Source organism: Paenibacillus sp. MER 180 (assembly GCF_023713665.1).
GTDB classification, from domain to species: Bacteria; Bacillota; Bacilli; order Paenibacillales; family Paenibacillaceae; genus Paenibacillus_B; species Paenibacillus_B suaedae.
On the sequence record NZ_JAMAVT010000028.1, the window covers coordinates 17,459 to 36,397 of the forward strand.

General features: G+C 44.1%; 20 protein-coding genes. 19 read left to right on the forward strand and 1 reads right to left on the reverse strand.

The features are described from left to right. Window positions 1-4: 4 nt before the first annotated feature. The 17 genes from M3661_RS27800 to M3661_RS27880 all read left to right on the forward strand — a co-directional run bounded on the left by M3661_RS27800 (window position 5) and on the right by M3661_RS27880 (window position 15,404). Entirely contained in the window at window positions 5-1,141 is a 1,137-nt protein-coding gene (locus M3661_RS27800; protein WP_065290926.1) for an FtsW/RodA/SpoVE family cell cycle protein, read from the forward strand. Window positions 1,142-1,290: 149 nt separating this feature from the next. Further along, window positions 1,291-2,070 carry a 3-oxoacyl-ACP reductase FabG gene (gene fabG / locus M3661_RS27805; protein WP_251490240.1) on the forward strand — a complete coding sequence of 260 codons (780 nt, stop codon included), beginning with the start codon at window positions 1,291-1,293 and terminating at the stop codon, window positions 2,068-2,070. Between the two features lie 158 nt (window positions 2,071-2,228). Next, window positions 2,229-2,660 (forward strand): GNAT family N-acetyltransferase, encoded by a 432-nt coding sequence (locus M3661_RS27810; RefSeq protein ID WP_065290924.1) that lies wholly within the window; start codon window positions 2,229-2,231, stop codon window positions 2,658-2,660. A gap of 194 nt (window positions 2,661-2,854) precedes the next feature. After that, window positions 2,855-3,403 (forward strand): GNAT family N-acetyltransferase, encoded by a 549-nt coding sequence (locus M3661_RS27815; protein ID WP_251490243.1) that lies wholly within the window; start codon window positions 2,855-2,857, stop codon window positions 3,401-3,403. A gap of 100 nt (window positions 3,404-3,503) precedes the next feature. After that, on the forward strand, window positions 3,504-4,289 hold the full coding sequence (locus M3661_RS27820; RefSeq protein ID WP_251490246.1) for a right-handed parallel beta-helix repeat-containing protein: 786 nt from the start codon (window positions 3,504-3,506) through the stop codon (window positions 4,287-4,289). Beyond that, the gene (locus M3661_RS27825; protein WP_251490250.1) at window positions 4,286-4,561 is read left to right on the forward strand and encodes a hypothetical protein; all 276 of its coding nucleotides are present in this window, start codon (window positions 4,286-4,288) and stop codon (window positions 4,559-4,561) included. Before M3661_RS27820 ends, M3661_RS27825 begins: the two co-directional genes overlap by 4 nt. A gap of 196 nt (window positions 4,562-4,757) precedes the next feature. Next, window positions 4,758-5,561: a 2,4-dienoyl-CoA reductase gene (gene fadH / locus M3661_RS27830; RefSeq protein WP_021252412.1), complete on the forward strand. Its 804-nt coding sequence runs from the start codon at window positions 4,758-4,760 to the stop codon at window positions 5,559-5,561. 236 nt (window positions 5,562-5,797) lie between these two features. Beyond that, entirely contained in the window at window positions 5,798-6,415 is a 618-nt protein-coding gene (locus tag M3661_RS30580) for a response regulator transcription factor (protein ID WP_065290922.1), read from the forward strand. Between the two features lie 133 nt (window positions 6,416-6,548). After that, window positions 6,549-6,752, forward strand: a complete 204-nt coding sequence (locus tag M3661_RS27840; protein WP_065290921.1) for a hypothetical protein — start codon at window positions 6,549-6,551, stop codon at window positions 6,750-6,752. A gap of 223 nt (window positions 6,753-6,975) precedes the next feature. Further along, a complete protein-coding gene (locus M3661_RS27845; protein WP_251490254.1) occupies window positions 6,976-7,635 on the forward strand; it encodes an ATP-binding cassette domain-containing protein in 660 nt (219 codons plus the stop codon). Between the two features lie 20 nt (window positions 7,636-7,655). Beyond that, a complete protein-coding gene (locus M3661_RS27850) occupies window positions 7,656-8,981 on the forward strand; it encodes a hypothetical protein (protein WP_251490257.1) in 1,326 nt (441 codons plus the stop codon). Further along, a complete protein-coding gene (locus M3661_RS27855) occupies window positions 8,969-9,136 on the forward strand; it encodes a hypothetical protein (protein WP_251490260.1) in 168 nt (55 codons plus the stop codon). Before M3661_RS27850 ends, M3661_RS27855 begins: the two co-directional genes overlap by 13 nt. 704 nt (window positions 9,137-9,840) lie before the next feature. After that, window positions 9,841-10,749 carry an ABC transporter ATP-binding protein gene (locus M3661_RS27860; protein ID WP_251490263.1) on the forward strand — a complete coding sequence of 303 codons (909 nt, stop codon included), beginning with the start codon at window positions 9,841-9,843 and terminating at the stop codon, window positions 10,747-10,749. Window positions 10,750-10,897: 148 nt separating this feature from the next. Next, window positions 10,898-12,058 (forward strand): DUF6348 family protein, encoded by a 1,161-nt coding sequence (locus tag M3661_RS27865; protein ID WP_251490267.1) that lies wholly within the window; start codon window positions 10,898-10,900, stop codon window positions 12,056-12,058. A 133-nt stretch (window positions 12,059-12,191) separates the two neighbouring features. Beyond that, window positions 12,192-14,183 (forward strand): S9 family peptidase, encoded by a 1,992-nt coding sequence (locus M3661_RS27870; protein WP_251490270.1) that lies wholly within the window; start codon window positions 12,192-12,194, stop codon window positions 14,181-14,183. Between the two features lie 286 nt (window positions 14,184-14,469). Further along, complete coding sequence (locus M3661_RS27875) at window positions 14,470-14,910, forward strand: Lrp/AsnC family transcriptional regulator (protein WP_251490274.1); 441 nt, start codon at window positions 14,470-14,472, stop codon at window positions 14,908-14,910. An 11-nt stretch (window positions 14,911-14,921) separates the two neighbouring features. After that, a complete protein-coding gene (locus tag M3661_RS27880) occupies window positions 14,922-15,404 on the forward strand; it encodes a LysE family transporter (RefSeq protein WP_251490277.1) in 483 nt (160 codons plus the stop codon). 329 nt (window positions 15,405-15,733) lie between these two features. Here the strand turns inward: M3661_RS27880 and M3661_RS27885 are convergent, their stop codons facing one another. Next, window positions 15,734-16,615: a cation diffusion facilitator family transporter gene (locus M3661_RS27885; protein WP_251490280.1), complete on the reverse strand. Its 882-nt coding sequence runs from the start codon at window positions 16,613-16,615 to the stop codon at window positions 15,734-15,736. A 226-nt stretch (window positions 16,616-16,841) separates the two neighbouring features. Here M3661_RS27885 and M3661_RS27890 point away from each other — a divergent pair, with 226 nt between their 5' ends. Both M3661_RS27890 and M3661_RS27895 read left to right on the forward strand, forming a co-directional pair. Beyond that, window positions 16,842-17,591: a WecB/TagA/CpsF family glycosyltransferase gene (locus M3661_RS27890; protein ID WP_094183132.1), complete on the forward strand. Its 750-nt coding sequence runs from the start codon at window positions 16,842-16,844 to the stop codon at window positions 17,589-17,591. Between the two features lie 283 nt (window positions 17,592-17,874). After that, window positions 17,875-18,639 (forward strand): SDR family oxidoreductase, encoded by a 765-nt coding sequence (locus M3661_RS27895; protein WP_065290912.1) that lies wholly within the window; start codon window positions 17,875-17,877, stop codon window positions 18,637-18,639. Window positions 18,640-18,939: the final 300 nt, after the last annotated feature.

Consider the following 18,939-nt stretch of genomic DNA (forward strand, 5'->3'; position numbering starts at 1 on the left):
ACCTATGATCATATTTTTGCGTAAACTTAGTAAGGTTGACAAGCTGACTCTCGTTATCGTCGGATGTCTCGTAGCTATTGGTACGTTAGCCGTGTATGAGGCAACGATAAATACGAAGCTGCATGGCATTCATATTAACAATCTCATCTTGTTCGGCGTATTCTGTGTCCCGATGCTGATTCTAGCAACAATTGACTACAATATATTAGTTGGGAAGCTATCCTATGTATGGTATGGATTAGGTATTGTGCTGCTCTTGCTCGTCATGTTCAAGGGGGAGAATATTAATGGAGCAGTTCGCTGGGTTAGTATTGGAAGCTTCCAACTGCAACCGTCAGAGATGATGAAGATTGCTACAGTATTGCTGGCGGCTCATTTGCTGCAGAAGCGGGGAGGGGATCAGCTTCGCTTCGTACAGGACATCCTGCCACTTGCCGCAGTATTTCTCTTGCCCACAGTAATCATCATGAAGCAGCCGGACTTAGGCACCGCTCTCGTATTTATCGCCGTGATGATAAGTATGTTGTGGATGGGAAATGTGAAGGCGACTTACATGATCATTTGCCTCTCCGTGATCGCAATTGCGGTTGGAACGATCTGCTGGCTCTATTTCGTGGATCATGATTTGCTGGCCAAACTTGTAAAGCCGCATCAGATGTCGAGGATTCAGACCTTTCTTGATCCAACCAGCGACCCTGATAAGTCATGGCATGTGAAAAATGCAATGAGCGCCATAGGGACAGGCGGACTAAGCGGAAGTGAAGGATTTTACATGGATCGGGGCTTCATTCCGTATGCGTATTCGGATTCCATCTATGTTGTTATTGGGGAAAAGTACGGGTTTATCGGGTCTTCCATCTTGCTTCTGCTGTACTTCATGCTTATCTATCGAATTGTCCTCATTGCAAATATGAGCATGAACCTGGCTGGAGGATATCTCGTAATTGGATTAGTAGGCATGATCGTCTTCCAGGTGTTCGTGAATATAGGCATGCACATCGGACTTGTCCCTCTAACCGGGCTATCATTGCCGTTCATTAGTTACGGAGGAAGCTCCTTGCTTACGAACATGCTTACGATTGGCTTGGTCATGAGTGTACATGTTCATCGGGATAGCATCCCTCTGCAAATTACTGCATAAGAAGCAGGGCTTAAACTTCAGAGAATTTTATGAGCGTTCAAGCGTTTATAACTCAAGTTGTCTCCACAATTGGATATGTAGTACGATAATAAGGAATCTAAGTACTGGGATATTGTAGCACATATTACAGGGGATAGGAGCGCTTTTACATGCTGACGCCACTGAAGGATAAGACGGTCGTTGTGACTGGAGCAAGCAAAGGAATCGGTAAAGGAATTGCGAGAACATTCGCCGCAAAGGGTGCGAAAGTCGCAGTTGTCGCACGCAGCCTGACGAAAGCGGAGGAAACCGCAACTGAAATTCGAGAGAACGGAGGCGTTGCTCATGCCTTCGAAGGCAATGTCGCAGATTTGGAATCGATGAAGAGCGTTGCGAGCGAAACGGCAAGTACTTTCGGGGGGATTGACGTGCTTTGTGCCAATGCCGGTATTTTTCCGAATGCAACGATTGAGGAGATGACAGGAGAGCATTGGGATCAGGTGATGAACACGAATGCACGCGGGACGCTGTTTTCCCTTCAAGCCTGCCTGCCTTTTTTGAAGAAAGCGGAGTATGGCCGGATTATTGTTACCTCTTCCATTACGGGTCCGGCTACCGGTTATGTCGGATGGTCGCACTACGGTGCGAGCAAAGCCGCTCAGCTTGGATTCATGCGCAGTGCGGCGCTCGAGCTTGCGCGTTACAATATTACAATCAACGCTGTCATGCCTGGTAACATCATGACGGAAGGCTTGGAAGGTCTTGGGGATCATTATCTGAACACGATGACAGCGTCCGTTCCGCTCAAGCGGCTTGGAAGCGTCGAAGATATCGCCTACGCCGCACTTTTTTTTGCTTCGAGGGAGGCAGGTTATATTACGGGTCAAACCATCATCGTTGATGGCGGTCAGCTTCTTCCAGAGAGTCTGGAAGCGATGGGGCAGAACTGATACATAAAATGATTGAAAACAGGCAGGTTCTTTTGTAATAACCGATTAGAACGGCAAAGGGAGAATATGATGATGTCATACATGGGTTGGAGCTGTGTAATTAAGATCGTTAATAGATCGTGGAAGGGGGCGTGATGAAAAAATAGGAGGATTGTTATATGAAAAACAGAAAAGCAACAGTAAATGATCATGAGCTCATTTTGAATTTGTGGGATAGATCCGTAACCGCTACCCATCATTTTTTGAAACTTGAAGATAAGCTGGAAATTCGTAAAGAAATCCCTTTGTATTTTCCTCATCTTGATGTGCGTCTTTGGTTTGTTGAAGGCTCTTTCGTCGGCTTTTCGGGTACCAATGAGAACCATTTGGAGATGTTGTTTTTAGATCCCGACGAGATCGGAAAAGGGTACGGAACACAAATCATTCAATTGCTTATCAAGGAGTTTGGGGTAAATTCAGTTGATGTCAATACAGATAATGAGCGTGCAAAAATGTATTATCTGAAAAATGGATTCTCGATCGTAGACGAATCGCAAACGGATAGTAGCGGACGCCCTTATCCGATCTTGCATTTGAAGCTGTCAAAATAGTATGACGAGGTAATCATTTGGCGGAGAATACGCACGTACTCCATTTAAGAAGCGATAGGAAATAGATTTTATAAAAGGATGAGTCCAGAAAGGGTCATTTCCCTAGCTTAAAGACTCATCCTTGTTTGTTTTGTTTAGAAAGTATGCTTGGTTCTAGCTTTCCGGTAACCTGGTTTCAAGGAGGATTATATGAAATGATAATAGATGATAGAGAATTCAACGTTAACGGTCTTAGTTATACGATTCGATCTGCGGTGAACAGCGACGCGACAGCGTTATCTATAGTAAGAATGCAAATTGACGGAGAGACCGAAAATATGGATCGCGAACAAGGAGAGGCCTTCATCGATGTCAGCGGATTCGAACAGATAATCAAATCGGACTCCGAGAGCTCAAGAAATTTGTTTCTCGTTGCTGTTATACAGAATCGTATCGTCGGATTTTCGAGATGCGCGGGAACTTATTTGAAACGATTCTCACATAAAGTTGAATTTGGAGTATGTGTATTGAAAGAATATTGGGGATACGGCATTGGCAAAAACCTAATGCAGCAGTCGATTGCATGGGCAGAAGCCAACGGGATTAAGAAAATTACGTTGAATGTGCTGGAAACGAATGAAAGTGCGATTCGCCTTTACAAAAAGCTTGGCTTTGAGGTAGAAGGAATTTTAAAAAAGGATAAGCTCTTGTCAGACGGTCATTATTATAACACGATCGTAATGGCACGATTTTCAGCTGAATAACATCCACGATAGCTATAACTGCTGCAATTGTAAATTGTATCGTATGAACCCTCTTTCAGAAAAGTATATTTAAGTATCAATACGATGAGGAGGAATGGGGATGCGAATAGCTGATCCGTGTACGTTGCGATCACAACGAGGATGGATGTACGGCCTGATTTTGTTACTAGTAATTAGCTCAGTACCAACCCAAGCTTTAGCTTGGAGCAGTAGTGCTGGGGAACCATTATCAGCAAGCATCAGAATTGTTGTGAAGGAGATAACTTGCAATACGGCATCCTGTTTATCCAAGGCATTGAAGAGTGTTAGTCCAGGGAGCTCTATCGTGCTTGCGCCGGGAACATATACGGGTAGTTTTTCCTCAGACATTAATGGATCATCTGGCCAGCCTATTGTAATTCGCAGTGCTGACTCTAGCAATCCTGCTGTACTATCTGGAACTTCAACCTCATCGGGATATGCCCTGCGGGTACGAGGCGATTATTGGGAGATACGCAATCTCAAATTTACGAATGCACAGAAGGGTATCATCCTGGATCATTCCAATTATTCGCTCATCAGCGATGTAGAAGTGTACAATACAGGCATGGAGGGTGTGCATTTCCGAGATGGCAGCTCATACAACACGATACAGAACTCAAGCATCCATCACACAGGAAGAACGTCTCCTGGATATGGGGAAGGTGTATACGTGGGTTCTGCTGAAGGGGCTGGCTACAATCAAGAGACGACTACAACACCATACGCAATGTTGGATTCGGCCCTCATGTCACTGCTGAACATGTTGATATTAAGGAAAGAACAATCGGAACTATTGTGGAAAATTGCACATTTTACGGCGAGGGAATCAGTGGGGCGAACTATGCGGACAGCTTTATCGATGTGAAGGGCAATGATGCCATCATACGCAATAATGAGGGCTATCAGGGCAACAACAATGTGATCGTAGATGCTTTCCAGCTCCATGAGGTTGTAACCGGATGGGGAATCAACAATCAATTCATGAATAACACCGTATACATGGATAATGCAGATGCCTACGTCATTGCTGCATATAATCATTCAAGTGCTCAAGCAGCCAATACGGTTCGATCCCCCGCTGGGAATATGTATAGAGGCAATATAACTGTACATGTAACCGATGTTCAAATGAAATAAGTGGGAGAGCGTTTACAGATATAAATACGTGTGGTATGGTAAATGTAAAATTATGTATTGTATTCGCTTGCATAATATCAACAAGGTGACGATCGGATAAGATTGCGAACTCTCTAGTGTGATGCCTCATTTCCGATCTGCTCAGAATGGAAGCAGAAACCTGTGTGCGATGAAGCAAATAAGGGGGAACGCAGAAATGGAGCAAGATCTTTTGCAGGGTAAAGTGGCTATAATTACGGGAGGATCATCCGGGATGGGGAAGGATATGGCATTCTACTTTGCTCGTCTTGGAGCCTCAGTCATGATTTGTGGTAGGAGCATGGAACGATTGCGTCCAGTCGTAGAAGAAATCACATCGCATGGAGGAAAGGCAAAGGCATATGAGTGCGATGTACGTGATCCCGAAACGGTGCAAGCCATGGTGCATGAAACGGTACAGACATGGGGCGGCATTGACATTCTCGTGAATAATGCGGCAGGCAATTTCGTGTGCAGGGCCGAGGATTTGACCGTGAATGGCTGGAACGCAGTGGAGAATATCGTACTTAACGGAACATGGTACTGCAGTCAGGCTGTTGGAAAACAAATGATTGCGGCTGGTAATGGAGGCGCGATTCTTAATATTGTTGCCAGTTATGCTTGGACAGGAGGTCCAGGAGTCGTGCATTCCGCTTCCGCGAAGGCTGGAGTTATTGCCATGTCGCGCACGCTTGCTTCAGAATGGGGGAAATACGGAATCCGCATCAACTGTCTCGCACCAGGCCCGATTGAAGGAACCGGCGGAATTGAGAAGCTGATGGCCAATGAGCAAATGAAGGAAGCGGTAATTGATAACGTTGCACTGAAGCGATTAGGGACGAAAGAGGAAATTTCTTCTGTCGCAGCTTTCTTGGTCTCCCGCTACTCTTCCTTCATTACGGGTGACGTGATTACCGTGGACGGCGGTAGCTGGCTGGATAAAGGCTTTCTTCACCAGTGGGAACGTACTGGAGCAATGTAAGACAGCATACCGTTCTGATGATGAGTATTACGAGGACATAATTAAAACGACTTCTTTATGAGGAAGTCGTTTTAATTATGCATGACAGGAAACGATAAATCAGAAATGATACAAATTGTACAGCGAGATATTGTTGACAGAAGAAGGATAGTGGACTACCATGTATATGGGGATAATTTCCTATTATAGTATTATATGAAATAATTTTCATAGGATATAAGGAGGTTGCAATTATAGTGGATGTTTGTAAAGTGTTAATTGTTTGCGATCACCCTTTAAAAGCATCTGCATTAAAAGAAATTGTGGAAGGAGTCAGTCTTACAGAGGCAATGTTATTGGAGGATCCCGACAAATCGGTATTTGACCAATTGCCAAATGTCAATATAGATGTGGCGCTAGTGGCGATGGAAGAATTCGATAATCAATTGGATATCATTTCGATCATAAATAAAACTCTACCCGTATCGAAAATCGTTGTAATTTCAGATCATATCTCATTCTATCACATGTCAGAGCTGGGTTTAAGCGGTATTCTTCCTAGGAAATCGAAAAAGAATCAGATCACTAGAATGATCAGTACGGTTATACGCGGGGAAACGATTGTCCCCATCTCCAGCATAACCCAACTATACTCTCCCAATGACCGCATGACAGCACTGACCGTGCATGAACAACGTATCTTGTCTTTTGTCCTCCGCAAATTTACGAATATGCAAATTGCAAAACAGCTTTTTGTAAGTACTAGAACCGTCGAAAACTACTTGAGGCGAATCTATGACAAGCTGGGCGTCCGTTCAAGAGGGGAATGCATCGAGATGATGAAGAGGAGAAACATTCATCAGTCAAACTTGTAAAACCGAAAAGACTGTTGCGGGATACCGAAGCAAAAAATTCGCTTTCCACCTAATTCCAATTTCGGAATAGTAACCCTTATATTTGAGGTAGGCAGCAAATATAGGTTGAAACTACCAAAATGGAGGGATTTGAATGGGTGCTTTGATTTCAAGAATTGCTCGGTATTTGATCAGCAGATGGAATGGTCTCAGCAGTTGGGTGAAGAAAGCAATTGAGTACATTGCAGGATCGGCGATCGTTGAGGCGATTATGAACGGATACGATGCTTTGGTGAACTACTTGTCCGGTTTCGGCCAGTCCGTGTTGGAAGCTATTGCACGCATTTTGGGGCTGTAATAAAGAAAACGCTTAGCACGCTACGATATGAACCTATCATCCCGGTTCAAGAATAGAAGAGGCGTCATCTATACTTGTTCATCATTACATGCTAAGCGGGTATGACGCAAAAGGAATAACTTTCCGGTTGCTTCCTTTTGCCTGTTATTGATATCTGATTTGTCGATAACCTATATTTGCTGCCGTCACCACATATTACATTATATTGGGGAAGAATTCAAATATGCCACATTCTACTTTAGAAGTTTCTAATTTATCCAAGGCATTTCAAAAGCAATCGTTATTCGAAAACGTAAACCTTCAAATCCACTCGGGAGAAATTTGCGCTCTCGTCGGCAAGAATGGGATGGGGAAGACCATATTTTTAAAATGCATATTAGGTTATGAACCGTTCGATGACGGAGAAGTTACGATTGCCGGTCACCATTTGAACAATCGTGAACAGATTAGGCTGCACTCCGCCTATATCCCGTCTGACGGTCATGACCTATGCGACTTGCTGACTCCCATGGAATATTATCGATTCATAGTAGCTGTTTATCAGTTGCCTGCAAAAGAAACGCTGCATTATGCCCGTGATCTTTCCAAACGGCTAGGAATAGAATCCCACCTTGAACGGCTAATGAAGGAATTGTCTTTTGGAACGAAAAAGAAAGCCCTGCTTCTAGGCGCGTTATTATATGATCCTGCATTATTGATATGTGATGAGATATTTGAGGGACTTGATCAATCTTCAGTGGAAGCCGTGATCAGTCTATTTCAAGAACGTGCTAGGAATAATAGGTCTGTATTATTTACGACGCATTTGCAAGACTTGCTCGAAGCAGTATCTACAGTCGTGTACCGGATAGAGAACAATCAGATTATGCAGATAGCCAAATAGCGAGTGAGGACAGAGACGTTATGTTAATGAAGGAATATCGGCAGCTTTATTCGAGAATACTTGGGTATTCGTTTTCGTGGGCGCTGTCGATTATCAGCGCTCTAATTGCAGGGGGATTGGCGTTCGTAGCCTTATTGTATGTAACAGATACAGAGCTTGTTTTGAAATCCATTCCTTCCATACTTTTCTTTTTGCATGTCATTGCAATTTTTATGGAAGACCCGAAAAAAGGGGACATGGGCCATTTGTTTTCGTTTCTAAAGACGACACCTCTAAGAAAATCACTTATTATTAGGATGAATTATGGATGCAAAGTTTTAAATCTTGATCAAATGCTGTTATATGCAGTTTTCATTCTTGTTTTTCTTTTGTGCCAGGTTGCGTGGGTAGACGTGCTGATTTTGTTTACAAGGCTGTTCATCATGCTCTTTATAGCTCAGACAATTGAGTATGTTTACATATTTTATAAAGAAAAATTTCTTTATCATTTTGCATTCCCGGTTCTTTTATTGGTTATCAGCTTACTCGTTAGCAATGCAAATCAACTTCAGTATCACATACAGGTGATTTTCAGCCATTATTTTGATATAATAATAATATCTGGATTTGTGTTGACTGCCATCATTTGCCCCATCATTGTTTCCAGATTGCTAGTAGCCCAAAAAAACGCTGTCCCCGCTGCCGTAATTCGGTTAAGCCGTGCAATATCTAAGATTTCCCGCATCTATGTTATGCCTTTGCAATGGAGATCGCTTATGGGATATCAATTATTGGCTTACATACGAAATATTAAAATTTTATCGAAGTATGCTCTTATCGCTTCATTGACCGTAGCATATTCTACGTTTAGCTATATGCTGCGAGAGGACACGAACAGCTCGATAAACTTCATGGTAATGGCCTATATTATGAGTATTTACTTCTTCAGTGAGATTCGATTGAATTTTCTACTTGAAAAGCACTCGCTGCTGCGTTTTTTTCCGGTTTCCACATTTGTGGAAAGAAGGATCGTGCAGAGCTGCGGGCTGCTGTTTGTCTGTTTATTCGGATCAATCGGCTTCATTTACAGATACATGCTTATGGACATTTCAATCATTGTATTGGCAAAAAGCCTTCTTTACTTAAATTTCTGCTATTTGATCGGCACCCGATTCCGTATTGTAAGTCCTCCTATTTCGAAAGTACATAGGTTGAAACTAGTTGCGTTATACAGTGCATTATGCCTGTTAGCGTTAGTTATCATTTATAACTTTCATATAATCGTCGACGTGTTCATCATTATTGCATTTGGCTGGCAGGCAAGCAGAAAAAGAAATAAAAGGGAGGAGATAACATGGCGCATCTAATTATACTTATCGGCCTTATTGGTTACATCGTGTTACGCTCAAGCACGCCGTATCAGTATATTTTTGTCGTTATTATGATCGTTGGCTTGGTCATGGCGTTCACGGGGAACAGAAAAAAGAAAGGCGCAGATCAGGTTGAGCATCATGACAAATAAAGAAAAGGGGGCGGCCTGACCGGCATGTACGCGATTGCAAAGAGGGAATTTTTGACGCTATTCAAAAGCTTTAAATCTGTTGCGATAGTGCTATTGTTTTGTGTCGTTGCTTTCTCAATATCGAATTTCGTGAAAAATAATCCAGGCTTGATGTTCGGTGAGGAATCAAATCCCTATGTATCAGGTATTCGTTTCCTTGTAACGGTGCTTGGTTTTTTATTTGTCTTAACCCTTTCCCACGATACGATTAATCGGGAAGTGGAGAGCCAGACCATTCGATTTGTCGTGACTAAAGTACCGAAGACATCCATCGTTTTCGGGAAATATCTCGGCATTTTATTGTTTTGGGCAGTATGTCTGGCCTGTTCATTCATAGTCATTTTCCTAAGTATCGGGCAGCTTTATGTTTTAGAATATATTCGACTAATCGTGTTTATTTCGTTTGCCGTCGGAGTGAATATGCTGTTATCCACAATCATTCCCAAAGGTAGTTATTCGATTTTCGCGAGTTTGCTGTGTGGATTACTGTTACCAGCCGCTGGAATGTGGAGCGTTTTTACGGAAAATCAAGCATCTCAGCTCGTTAAATATGCAACTCCTTATTTTTATCTCATTGAATCGAACTGGAAATCCTATTTTCCGTTCGTGATTTCCATCCTGTTTGTATATGTGTCCATTTTCATTTTCAGGAGGAAGGACTTATAATGAATGCGCTCGAGGTACATGGTCTGAAAAAGAAATATAAAGATACATATGTCGTTAAGGGGGTTACGTTTGAGGTAAAGCGTGGGGAATTGTTCGGATTTCTTGGCAAAAACGGAGCGGGGAAGTCAACGACTATCAATATGCTGACCGGGATTGTTCGTCCGACGGAAGGCAGTATTCATATACTGGGGGAGAATCATGCCCGGATTAACGAAATCAAAAGCAAGATTGGCGTTATGCCGGATGCGGCTAATTATTATTATGACATGACCGCACTTGGGCACCTGATTTATTTTTCTGAATTGAAACGAACAAAATTGAAACGGGATGAACTCGTTGAGCTCTTGGGAAGCGTGGGTTTGCGAGGTCATGAAGAAAGCAAGGTAAGAGGGTTTTCGTTTGGCATGAAAAAAAAGCTCGGTATAGCGCAAGCGCTGCTCGGCGACCCGGAACTTATTTTCCTTGATGAACCTACTTCTGGACTAGATCCCGAATCGGCAGTCGATATTCAGCAAATCATTCGAAACCTTCATAGTCAAGGCAAGACGATTTTTTTAACCTCCCATAATCTCCACGAAGTGGAGATGTTATGCAGTAGAATCGCCATTATGGAACAGGGCGTCATTACCAAATACGGCACGATGGAAGACCTAAGAAAGGAATATCAGCAGCATATCGAATTATTCTGCAAAATCAGTCCTTTGTCTTCCGAACAGGGGGAACATATAAAAAAGCAACTCATCGATATCGCAGAGAACCTTGCTGTTTCAGAAAGGGAAATCACTTGCACAATCACTGATGAGGAAGCCATCCCTGATATCGTGCAAACGTTGGTGGACAACAAAGTGCGTCTTTATAAATTGGAGCCGAAGCAAGTTACGCTAGAGGATATTTTTTTTGAAAAATAGTTGCAGCAAAAAATTGAACAGGTGAAACGGATAGAGGCAGCATCAGCGATGCTGCTGTTTTCTTTTTGTGTGTCACTCGGCAGCCCTGAAATATGGTATCCTTTGATAAAGCATATGAGCAAGCAGACATATAGAGAGGAGCCGCAAGATGACGAGAGAACAAGAAATCGCGCTGGATTGGGAAGAAGAAAAGATTGATGACCCCGCACATTTTTTGCTTCATCAAGGAATGAGAGGAATTTTTGAGGCTGAGGAAATGATAGAAGGGGACTGCATCATCATCCCGAAATGGGAACTTACGATACGTCCTCATGTGGCGAAGTGGACGGATCAGACTGTCATGCTACAGTTTCAAATAAGTTCACCGAAATGGGATCGCGATATTTTCGAAACGACGGCGGGCATCGGTAGTAATCTAAAAAATGCATTCGGTACCGCAATAGGCGGCTTTGCCTTCTCCTTAATGGAAGGAATCGCCTCCATGGAGCAGGACAGAAATCCTGAGATGCTGCATACGACATACGGAGACACCGTGCATCACTGGAAGGCCTATAAGAGCAATATCGTCGGCCTAGGAGAATCATCGCCTGAGATGGAAGAATCCCCGTATTGGGAAACGCTTAAGGACGAAATCGCGAAGAGAATCGGCGATCAGAAGCTGTGCTATATCAAAATCTATGCCGCTAAGCACGGAGACGACATTACTGGCGAATGCCGCATAAATGATATTTCGAGTCCCGAACTGGGGCAAATGATAGCGGATATCGCTGGTAAGTGGCAGGTGGAAGGCTTTGCATCTCAGAAGCAGTTTATTTTCTTACAGCAGTCGGAGGACACATATACACCGTATCCATATCAGCCGAAGCAAATTGAGGATGCCACGCATACAGCGGTACGCCTCTTCATGGAGTGCGATACGCAGGAGAAGTACGACAGTTTCCCGGATTTATTGGCTGAGAGGTTGCAGGATGCTGATTTAGCCCAAGAGCTATACGCCTTTTTGCCTGAGATCTGTGCAGAGCATGCTTTCGATATGCTTACTTACAACGAAGAGATGCTTTTGTATAGGGGAGATGAATCCTTCCGTGTGTATCGGACTCAATTTGCCAGCTATTTTATGATTTCTGCTGCATTGTTTGAGGGCTTCCGTACAGGAGAATTTGATGATGACATATACAAGCAATATATAAGTGTCAGCTCTATTTACAACGTAATTTGCCAAGCGAAGGAGCAGGGAGCGGACTTGGTGAAGGATGGCGGCGTCTTAACGCTTTCTTACGGAATGTCGGAGCAATATCGATTTAGTTGAGGAAAGAGAGACACGTTGAGTTTATTAGCCTGTTGCGAGATTGGGAGCAATAGGCGGAAGTTAGCTCGAATGCACTTGTCTTTTTCCGGAAAAGAATGCCATACTATGTATATCAATCATGGGAGGTGTTGCAATGGAACGTCGTACCATCACTGCTGAAGATTTATACCGGTTCGTATGGTTGTCTGATCCGGTTGTCAATCCAACAGACGGAACGATTGCTTATGTAGCGAAGCAGGTCAATGAAGAGAAGAGCGGTTATCGATCACGCATACATATCACGTCAGCAGACGGAACGATGAGCAAGGTATTTACTCATGGAGAGCAGGATAGCGCTCCGGTCTGGTCGCCGGATGGTCAGAAGCTGGCCTTTCTTCGCAAGAAGGATAAGCAGCAGCAGATTTGGACAATCGCAGCTGACGGTGGCGAAGCAGAAGCGATTACAAGTGCGGAGTTCGGAGTAAGCGCATTCTCATGGTCGCCGGATGGTTCCCGACTGTTGTACACAGCGAGTATCGATTCTTCCAAGAAAGAAGAGAAGGAGCAGCTTGCGGACGACAGTCAGAAGTCAGCCAAGCAGGTGATCGTTGTTGATCGGTTAAGATGCAAGGCCGATGGAAGAGGTTTGCTGGACGACAAGCGCACTCATTTATTTGTTCATCATATCGAAACAGGCCAATCCGTTCAATTGACTTCCGGAGATTATGATGTCCATGATTCCGTATGGTCACCAGACGGGAAGGAAGTGGCCTTTTCCACGAATCGTGTTGAGGATAAAGAAGTTGACCCTGATCTGGTTCTTAGTCAATTCATTTATATCATAAACTGTGAGGATAGAGTGTGCCGCCGTATAACGGAATCTGGTCTCGTCATCGGGAAGCTTGCATTCTCGCCGGACGGCCAATCGATTGCATTCTATGGACATGACCGACAATACGAGAACGCCACCCTGCTTAAGGTATACATCGTACCAGCAGCAGGAGGAGCACCTGAATGCGTTACTGCCGACCTTGATCTGTACGTAGGCAATGCAGCAGTTACCGATATGAAGGGTCTTGGATCCGCGCCACTCGTCTTTACATCAGACGGTTCTGCTGTATACTCGCTTGTCTCAGCTGAAGGCAATGTACAGCTCGCACGGATCTCGTTAGAAGGTAGCTGTGAATATGTAACGGTCGGTGATCGGGAGATAACTCAATTTACGATCACGAAGGACGGAGAGCAGATTGTATTCATTTCGGCTGATATGCTGCAGCCCGGAGAGCTATTCATCAAGAATTTGGGCACAGGGCAAGAACAGCTGATTGAAGCCCCGAACGAACGTTTACTAGCGGAACTGACGCTAAGCCAGCCGGAATCGTTCTGGTTCCAGACAACCGACGGCTGGAAGGTGCAAGCTTGGATTATGAAGCCACCAGCAATGTCTGCAGGCGATAAGGTACCGACAATTGTTGAAATTCATGGCGGCCCGCATACGATGTATGCGAATTCCTTCATGCATGAGTTCCAACTACTTGCCGCTCAAGGTTATGCGGTTCTCTATTCGAATCCGCGCGGGAGCCTCGGTTATGGCCAGAAGTTCGTGGATGCTTGCCGTGGGGATTATGGCGGGAAGGACTACGAGGACATTATGGAATCCGTTGATCAGGCGATTGCCCGCTACGACTTCATCGATGAAAATAGACTTGGCGTTACGGGCGGCAGCTATGGCGGATTCATGACGAACTGGGTTGTCGGCCATACGAATCGTTTCAAGGGAGCTGTTACACAGCGTTCGATCTCGAACTGGTTCTCATTCTATGGGGTTAGCGATATCGGTTATTTCTTTACCGAGTATCAGATCTGCGCACAGCCATGGGAAGACCCGGAGAAGCTCTGGAAGCATTCACCGCTCGCCTATGTGGACAATGTGCAGACACCGCTCCTTATTTTGCACGGAGAGCAGGATTTGCGCTGTCCAATCGAGCAGGCTGAGCAGCTATATGTGGCCTTGAAGCGTCTGGGCAAGACAACGCAGCTCGTGCGATTCCCTGATGCGAATCATGATCTATCGCGCAACGGGCACCCAGAGCTTCGTGTAGAGCGTCTGAACCGGATTGTTGGCTGGATGAAGCAATATGTGTAGGTCTACCAACGATAGACATCTAGCAATCATTAAATCCGAATAGGAAATGGAGAAGAACAGATTGGAAAGGATGTGCTTTCCATCTGTTCTTTGTTATATGATTAATTGAATCGATCCTTTCAACTAAAATGTTAAGCTACATTGCCAACTTATATCTGATTGAATTAACAAATTTAGATGAATAAAAATTCTAGCATTAAAATTTAAGTATTTATGGTTATTTCATTTATAAAAAGAAGTTATATATTATAATTAAGTTAATCATTTTAGGAAGATGGGTGAATGTATGGATTCAATTGACAGCTCAATTATGGATGCGTTGAAAGAGAACAGCCGAATGACTGCTTCCGAAATTAGTAAGCGAGTAAACCTCTCCATTCCCGCCGTAACTGAACGAATAAGGAAATTGGAGGAAGCAAACATCATTGAAACGTATACGATCAAAATCAATCGCGAGAAGATGGGCTGCAAATTGTTGTCCTTCATCTTTGTGAACATTGATCAATCCACACATATTGAGGATTTTAGGCAAGCAGTTGTCGCGTGCAAGCCTGTACTCGAATGTCATCATGTGGCCGGCCAATACGACTATTTATTAAAGGTACTGGTTGCAGATACGCAGGAATTGGAACATTTCATATCACATACGCTGAAAAATATGATCGGTGTTCAGAGCAGTAATACGATTATTTCCCTTTCTTCTCTGAAAGAAAATATAAATCTGTAGGGGATCGAGTGATGTTGAAGAAGGGGTTCCTCTTTGGAATGGCTCTGCAGTTCGCCGTAGGGCCAGTGTGCATTTTTATTTTTCAGACCGCCACATTACAGGGTTTTCTAACTGCTGTAACCGCAGTGCTGGGTACTGCTTTTGTTGATGGGGTGTTTATGTTGGCCGCGATTTATGGTGTAGCAGCAGCAATGAAGTTCAAACGAATCAAAATGGGATTTAACATTTTTGGAGCTATCGTCTTGTGCCTATTCGGTATGAGCTTTGTTGCGGACGCGCTGAGCGCTAATGCATATTTTTTCAGATTAGACAACATGGTTCATTCAAGTACAAATAGCGCTTTTTTGCCTGCGATCCTATTGGTTGCTTTAAACCCGCTCACCATCGTTTTTTGGGCGGGAGTATTTTCGACAAGGGTGCTCGAAGAAGAGTTGAGGAAGAGGGAGGTTTACGTATTTAGTTTGGGAGCTTTATTTTCTACACTCTTTTTTTAACTTTGGTCGCATATCTCGGGGCCTGGGCGGGGAGCTTTGTAACACCCGTAATGATGCGAGGCATGAGTATAATAGCTGGAATACTATTTATTGGTCTTGGAGCTAAGTCATTATTGAAGGTGAGGGAGGTTGGGTGCTGAATATTGATACCGGACTTATCGACAATTCAAGTAGTTCAACAATCCCATCCACTTCATACAATGCAAGAACAATCCGTTGACCAGAAATTGGGGGAACCGTTAATTATGTATTTGGATTGTTGCGATATGCGCCAAGAATCATGAAAACAAAGACAGGGCAATCCCGGGGATGGGATCTGCCCTGTCTATTTATTGCTGAGCAAGTCTATCTCTCCGTTCATGCTCAGGCTCAATATGAATTAATACTTCTGCACGTTCGAATGCGCTCTGAATCGTATGCTCAATTTCGTCACATAGTTGATGTGCGGTCGCGATATCCATTCCAGAGGGCACTACAAGGTGAAAATCTACGTATTCAACAGGGCCGGAACGTCTCGTACGAAAATCGTGATATTCAATATACTTATCCTTATGAAGCAGAATGAGTTGTTGAAGCTGCTGCTCTTCTTCTTCGGTTAGTCTGGCATCGATCAGGGGAGGGAAGGATTCCTTCATCAGCGTGAAAGCTTCCTTCATAATGTACAACGCAAGAATTATCCCGATGATCGGATCTAATATAGTCCACCCCGTCAATGTAACAAGAAGCAAGCTTGCCCCAACACCCAGCGATGTATACACATCTGTGAGCAAATGCAGAGCATTTGATTTCATTGCTACAGAATGAAGCTTATCCGCAGTTTTGCCGACTTTTTTTGCAACAATAAAATTAATGGCCGCCCCAACAAACATCACCGCAATCCCCAAGTAAGGCATCTCGATTTCCGCAGGCTGCATGATTTTGTGGGCGCACTCGTAAATAATCCAGATGCCTGCTGCAAATATAAGCAGGGTTTCAATAGTTCCAGAAATATTCTCAACTTTCCCGTGTCCATAGGGATGGTTGCGATCCGCAGATCGACTTGAAATGCGTACAGAGTAGAACGCAATCACGGAAGCTGCTAAATCTAAAAAGGAATGGATCGCTTCGGAAATAATCGCAATAGATCCTGTTAAGATTCCAACGACTAGCTTTAATATGACGATCGTCGTGTTACTAAGCACAGATAGAAATGCAACCTTTTGACCGTTCAAGATTATCACCCTTACTTTTTACATTGTTTTCTAATTCCACCTTAACAGATGAAAATCGTGTGGGTCTACAGAAACCTTTTTTCGTGATTTCAGCTAAATAGGGGCAGCGGAAAAGAGTTGATGTGATGCAAAAAGTTTGCACTATGCCATCATATTCCAAATATTTCAACCTTGTGCGAGAAAATTGTGCTAATATATGGATATACATACCTGAGGAGGCATCATTGTGTCGAACGACTCGCGAATTATGGGGATACCTGTCCCTAAAATTACGATGGAGGATACAGTGCAGATTATAAGTGACGTCATTCACACTAATGACGTCAAGACGCATGAAACGTTCCACGTCGTGACGCTAAATCCCGAAATTACAATGGCTTGTCAACAAGACAAAGAGCTGCGAATGATCATAGATGATGCCGGGCTGCTCACCGCAGATGGGATCGGGATCGTCATGGTATCCCGTTTGAAGGGCAATCCTTTGCCGGAACGGGTGACGGGATGCGATCTCTTATTCAATCTCTTAAAGGAAGGGAATCGGAAGAGTTGGTCATTCTACCTGCTAGGTGCCGAAGAGGAGGTAAGCAGGAGAGCAGTGGAAGTCATCCATGGATCCTATCCTCATGTGCATGTCGCAGGAAGACATCATGGATTTTTCAAACCGGAGGAAGAACTGAAGATCGTCAACGATATTGCTGCCGTGAAGCCGGATGTATTAATTGTTGCACTCGGGGCGCCCTATGCAGAGCGCTGGATTCACAAGTACAAGCACCAGCTTCATTCCCGCGTGGCGATTGGTGTCGGCGGAAGTCTGGATATTGTGGCAGGAAAGGTCAAGAGAGCGCCGGCCATATGGCAGAAGTTTAATCTGGAATGGCTGCATCGGCTGTTGAATCAACCATCTCGGTGGAAGAGACAAATGATTTTGCCGCGATTTGCGATTAAAGCCGTCTTGTATAAAGAACAAAAGAGATGAGCCTGCGATCATTCGTTAGAACGATACTTTGTACAAAGGCTTTATCGATATGCTTCGGAGGTTCCCGTCCATTATAAGTTAATAGTTGAATGGGAGAGGGAGACAGAAGCGAGAGAGTTGTTGTTCACTGTAAAGAGTTCAGGCAATCAAGCATCATGATGTTGATTTCAGGGAGGGGGAACCCTCCTTTTTTTCATTGGATTGCGTACATATGAAAAAGCAACATATCGAATTTCACCTTGTGTTATAACAAAGATGAACCTATATACAAGGAGATGAAACGATGAAACGTTTGCAAGGGAAAGTCGCTGTCGTAACAGGTGCAAGTCGGGGGATCGGGCGCGCGATTGCAATGCGTCTTGCACAGGAGGGAGCCCTAGTTGCGGTGCATTATGGGAGCAGAGAAGAACAAGCTGTGGAAGTGGTTCAGCACATTCAACAACATGGAGGAACTGCGTTCAAAGTAGGTGCGGATGTGAGTAGAATAAGCGGGATCGCGCAACTGTATGAGACATTGGATCAGAAGCTCCGTGATTATACAGGGGATCATCGTTTTGATATTTTGGTAAATAACGCTGGCATTGGACAAATAGTAACGCTGGAGGAAGCGACGGAAGAATCGTTTGACGAAGTGATGAATATCAATGTCAAAGGTCCCTTCTTTGTCATTCAACAGGCGCTGCCGCGAATCCATGATGAAGGGCGTATTATTAATATATCTTCTTTTGTCACGCGAGTGGCTTCGCCAGCCGTCTTTGCTTACAGTATGACTAAGGGAGCGATCAACACGCTAACAATGGCTTTAGCTAAGCAGCTTGGGAACCGCAAAATCACCGTGAATGCAATTCTGCCCGGAATCATTAATACGGATATGAATGCCGGAACATTAGGGAATCCAGATGGACAGAAGTATGCGGCCGGACTGTCAACGTTTAACAGATGGGGAGAACCAGAAGATATAGCGGATATTGCTGCCTTTCTGGCATCAGCAGACAGTCGCTGGGTTACTGGCCAGTTAATCGACGGAAGTGGTGGGTCAAAATTGTAATTGCTGTAACCATTCATGGAGAGGGAATCCCCCTCTCCATTGTTTGTGCGACGGGCAGTCGTAACTTTAGCGAGCTAATCGCTAAAATGCGAAAGCGTGAAGCACGCAGCGGCAGGATGAGTCGGCGACTGTGCGAATATAACGGGAAGCCTAAGGAAAAAATCGTTGTCCAAAGAACCAGACGGGGGACGGTGGCTCATCAGGTGAAGGTGCTGGGTATGTTCAGAAGGAAGATACGATGACCCCGTGAGGTTCTCTGCTTCCCTGTAATGGATGATTACATATAAGGCTTCGCCGAAG

Excerpts from the sequence above, each read along its gene's own strand:
- M3661_RS27870 (WP_251490270.1), top strand. The coding sequence starts at position 12,192 with ATGGAACGTCGTACCATCACTGCTGAAGATTTATACCGGTTCGTATGG.
- M3661_RS27850 (WP_251490257.1), top strand. The coding sequence starts at position 7,656 with ATGTTAATGAAGGAATATCGGCAGCTTTATTCGAGAATACTTGGGTAT.
- fadH (WP_021252412.1), top strand. The coding sequence starts at position 4,758 with ATGGAGCAAGATCTTTTGCAGGGTAAAGTGGCTATAATTACGGGAGGA.
- M3661_RS27820 (WP_251490246.1), top strand. The coding sequence starts at position 3,504 with ATGCGAATAGCTGATCCGTGTACGTTGCGATCACAACGAGGATGGATG.
- M3661_RS27895 (WP_065290912.1), top strand. The coding sequence starts at position 17,875 with ATGAAACGTTTGCAAGGGAAAGTCGCTGTCGTAACAGGTGCAAGTCGG.
- M3661_RS27875 (WP_251490274.1), top strand. The coding sequence starts at position 14,470 with ATGGATTCAATTGACAGCTCAATTATGGATGCGTTGAAAGAGAACAGC.
- M3661_RS27865 (WP_251490267.1), top strand. The coding sequence starts at position 10,898 with ATGACGAGAGAACAAGAAATCGCGCTGGATTGGGAAGAAGAAAAGATT.
- M3661_RS27860 (WP_251490263.1), top strand. The coding sequence starts at position 9,841 with ATGAATGCGCTCGAGGTACATGGTCTGAAAAAGAAATATAAAGATACA.
- M3661_RS27880 (WP_251490277.1), top strand. The coding sequence starts at position 14,922 with ATGTTGAAGAAGGGGTTCCTCTTTGGAATGGCTCTGCAGTTCGCCGTA.
- fabG (WP_251490240.1), top strand. The coding sequence starts at position 1,291 with ATGCTGACGCCACTGAAGGATAAGACGGTCGTTGTGACTGGAGCAAGC.
- M3661_RS27845 (WP_251490254.1), top strand. The coding sequence starts at position 6,976 with ATGCCACATTCTACTTTAGAAGTTTCTAATTTATCCAAGGCATTTCAA.
- M3661_RS27855 (WP_251490260.1), top strand. The coding sequence starts at position 8,969 with ATGGCGCATCTAATTATACTTATCGGCCTTATTGGTTACATCGTGTTA.
- M3661_RS27815 (WP_251490243.1), top strand. The coding sequence starts at position 2,855 with ATGATAATAGATGATAGAGAATTCAACGTTAACGGTCTTAGTTATACG.
- M3661_RS27840 (WP_065290921.1), top strand. The coding sequence starts at position 6,549 with ATGGGTGCTTTGATTTCAAGAATTGCTCGGTATTTGATCAGCAGATGG.
- M3661_RS27810 (WP_065290924.1), top strand. The coding sequence starts at position 2,229 with ATGAAAAACAGAAAAGCAACAGTAAATGATCATGAGCTCATTTTGAAT.
- M3661_RS27800 (WP_065290926.1), top strand. The coding sequence starts at position 5 with ATGATCATATTTTTGCGTAAACTTAGTAAGGTTGACAAGCTGACTCTC.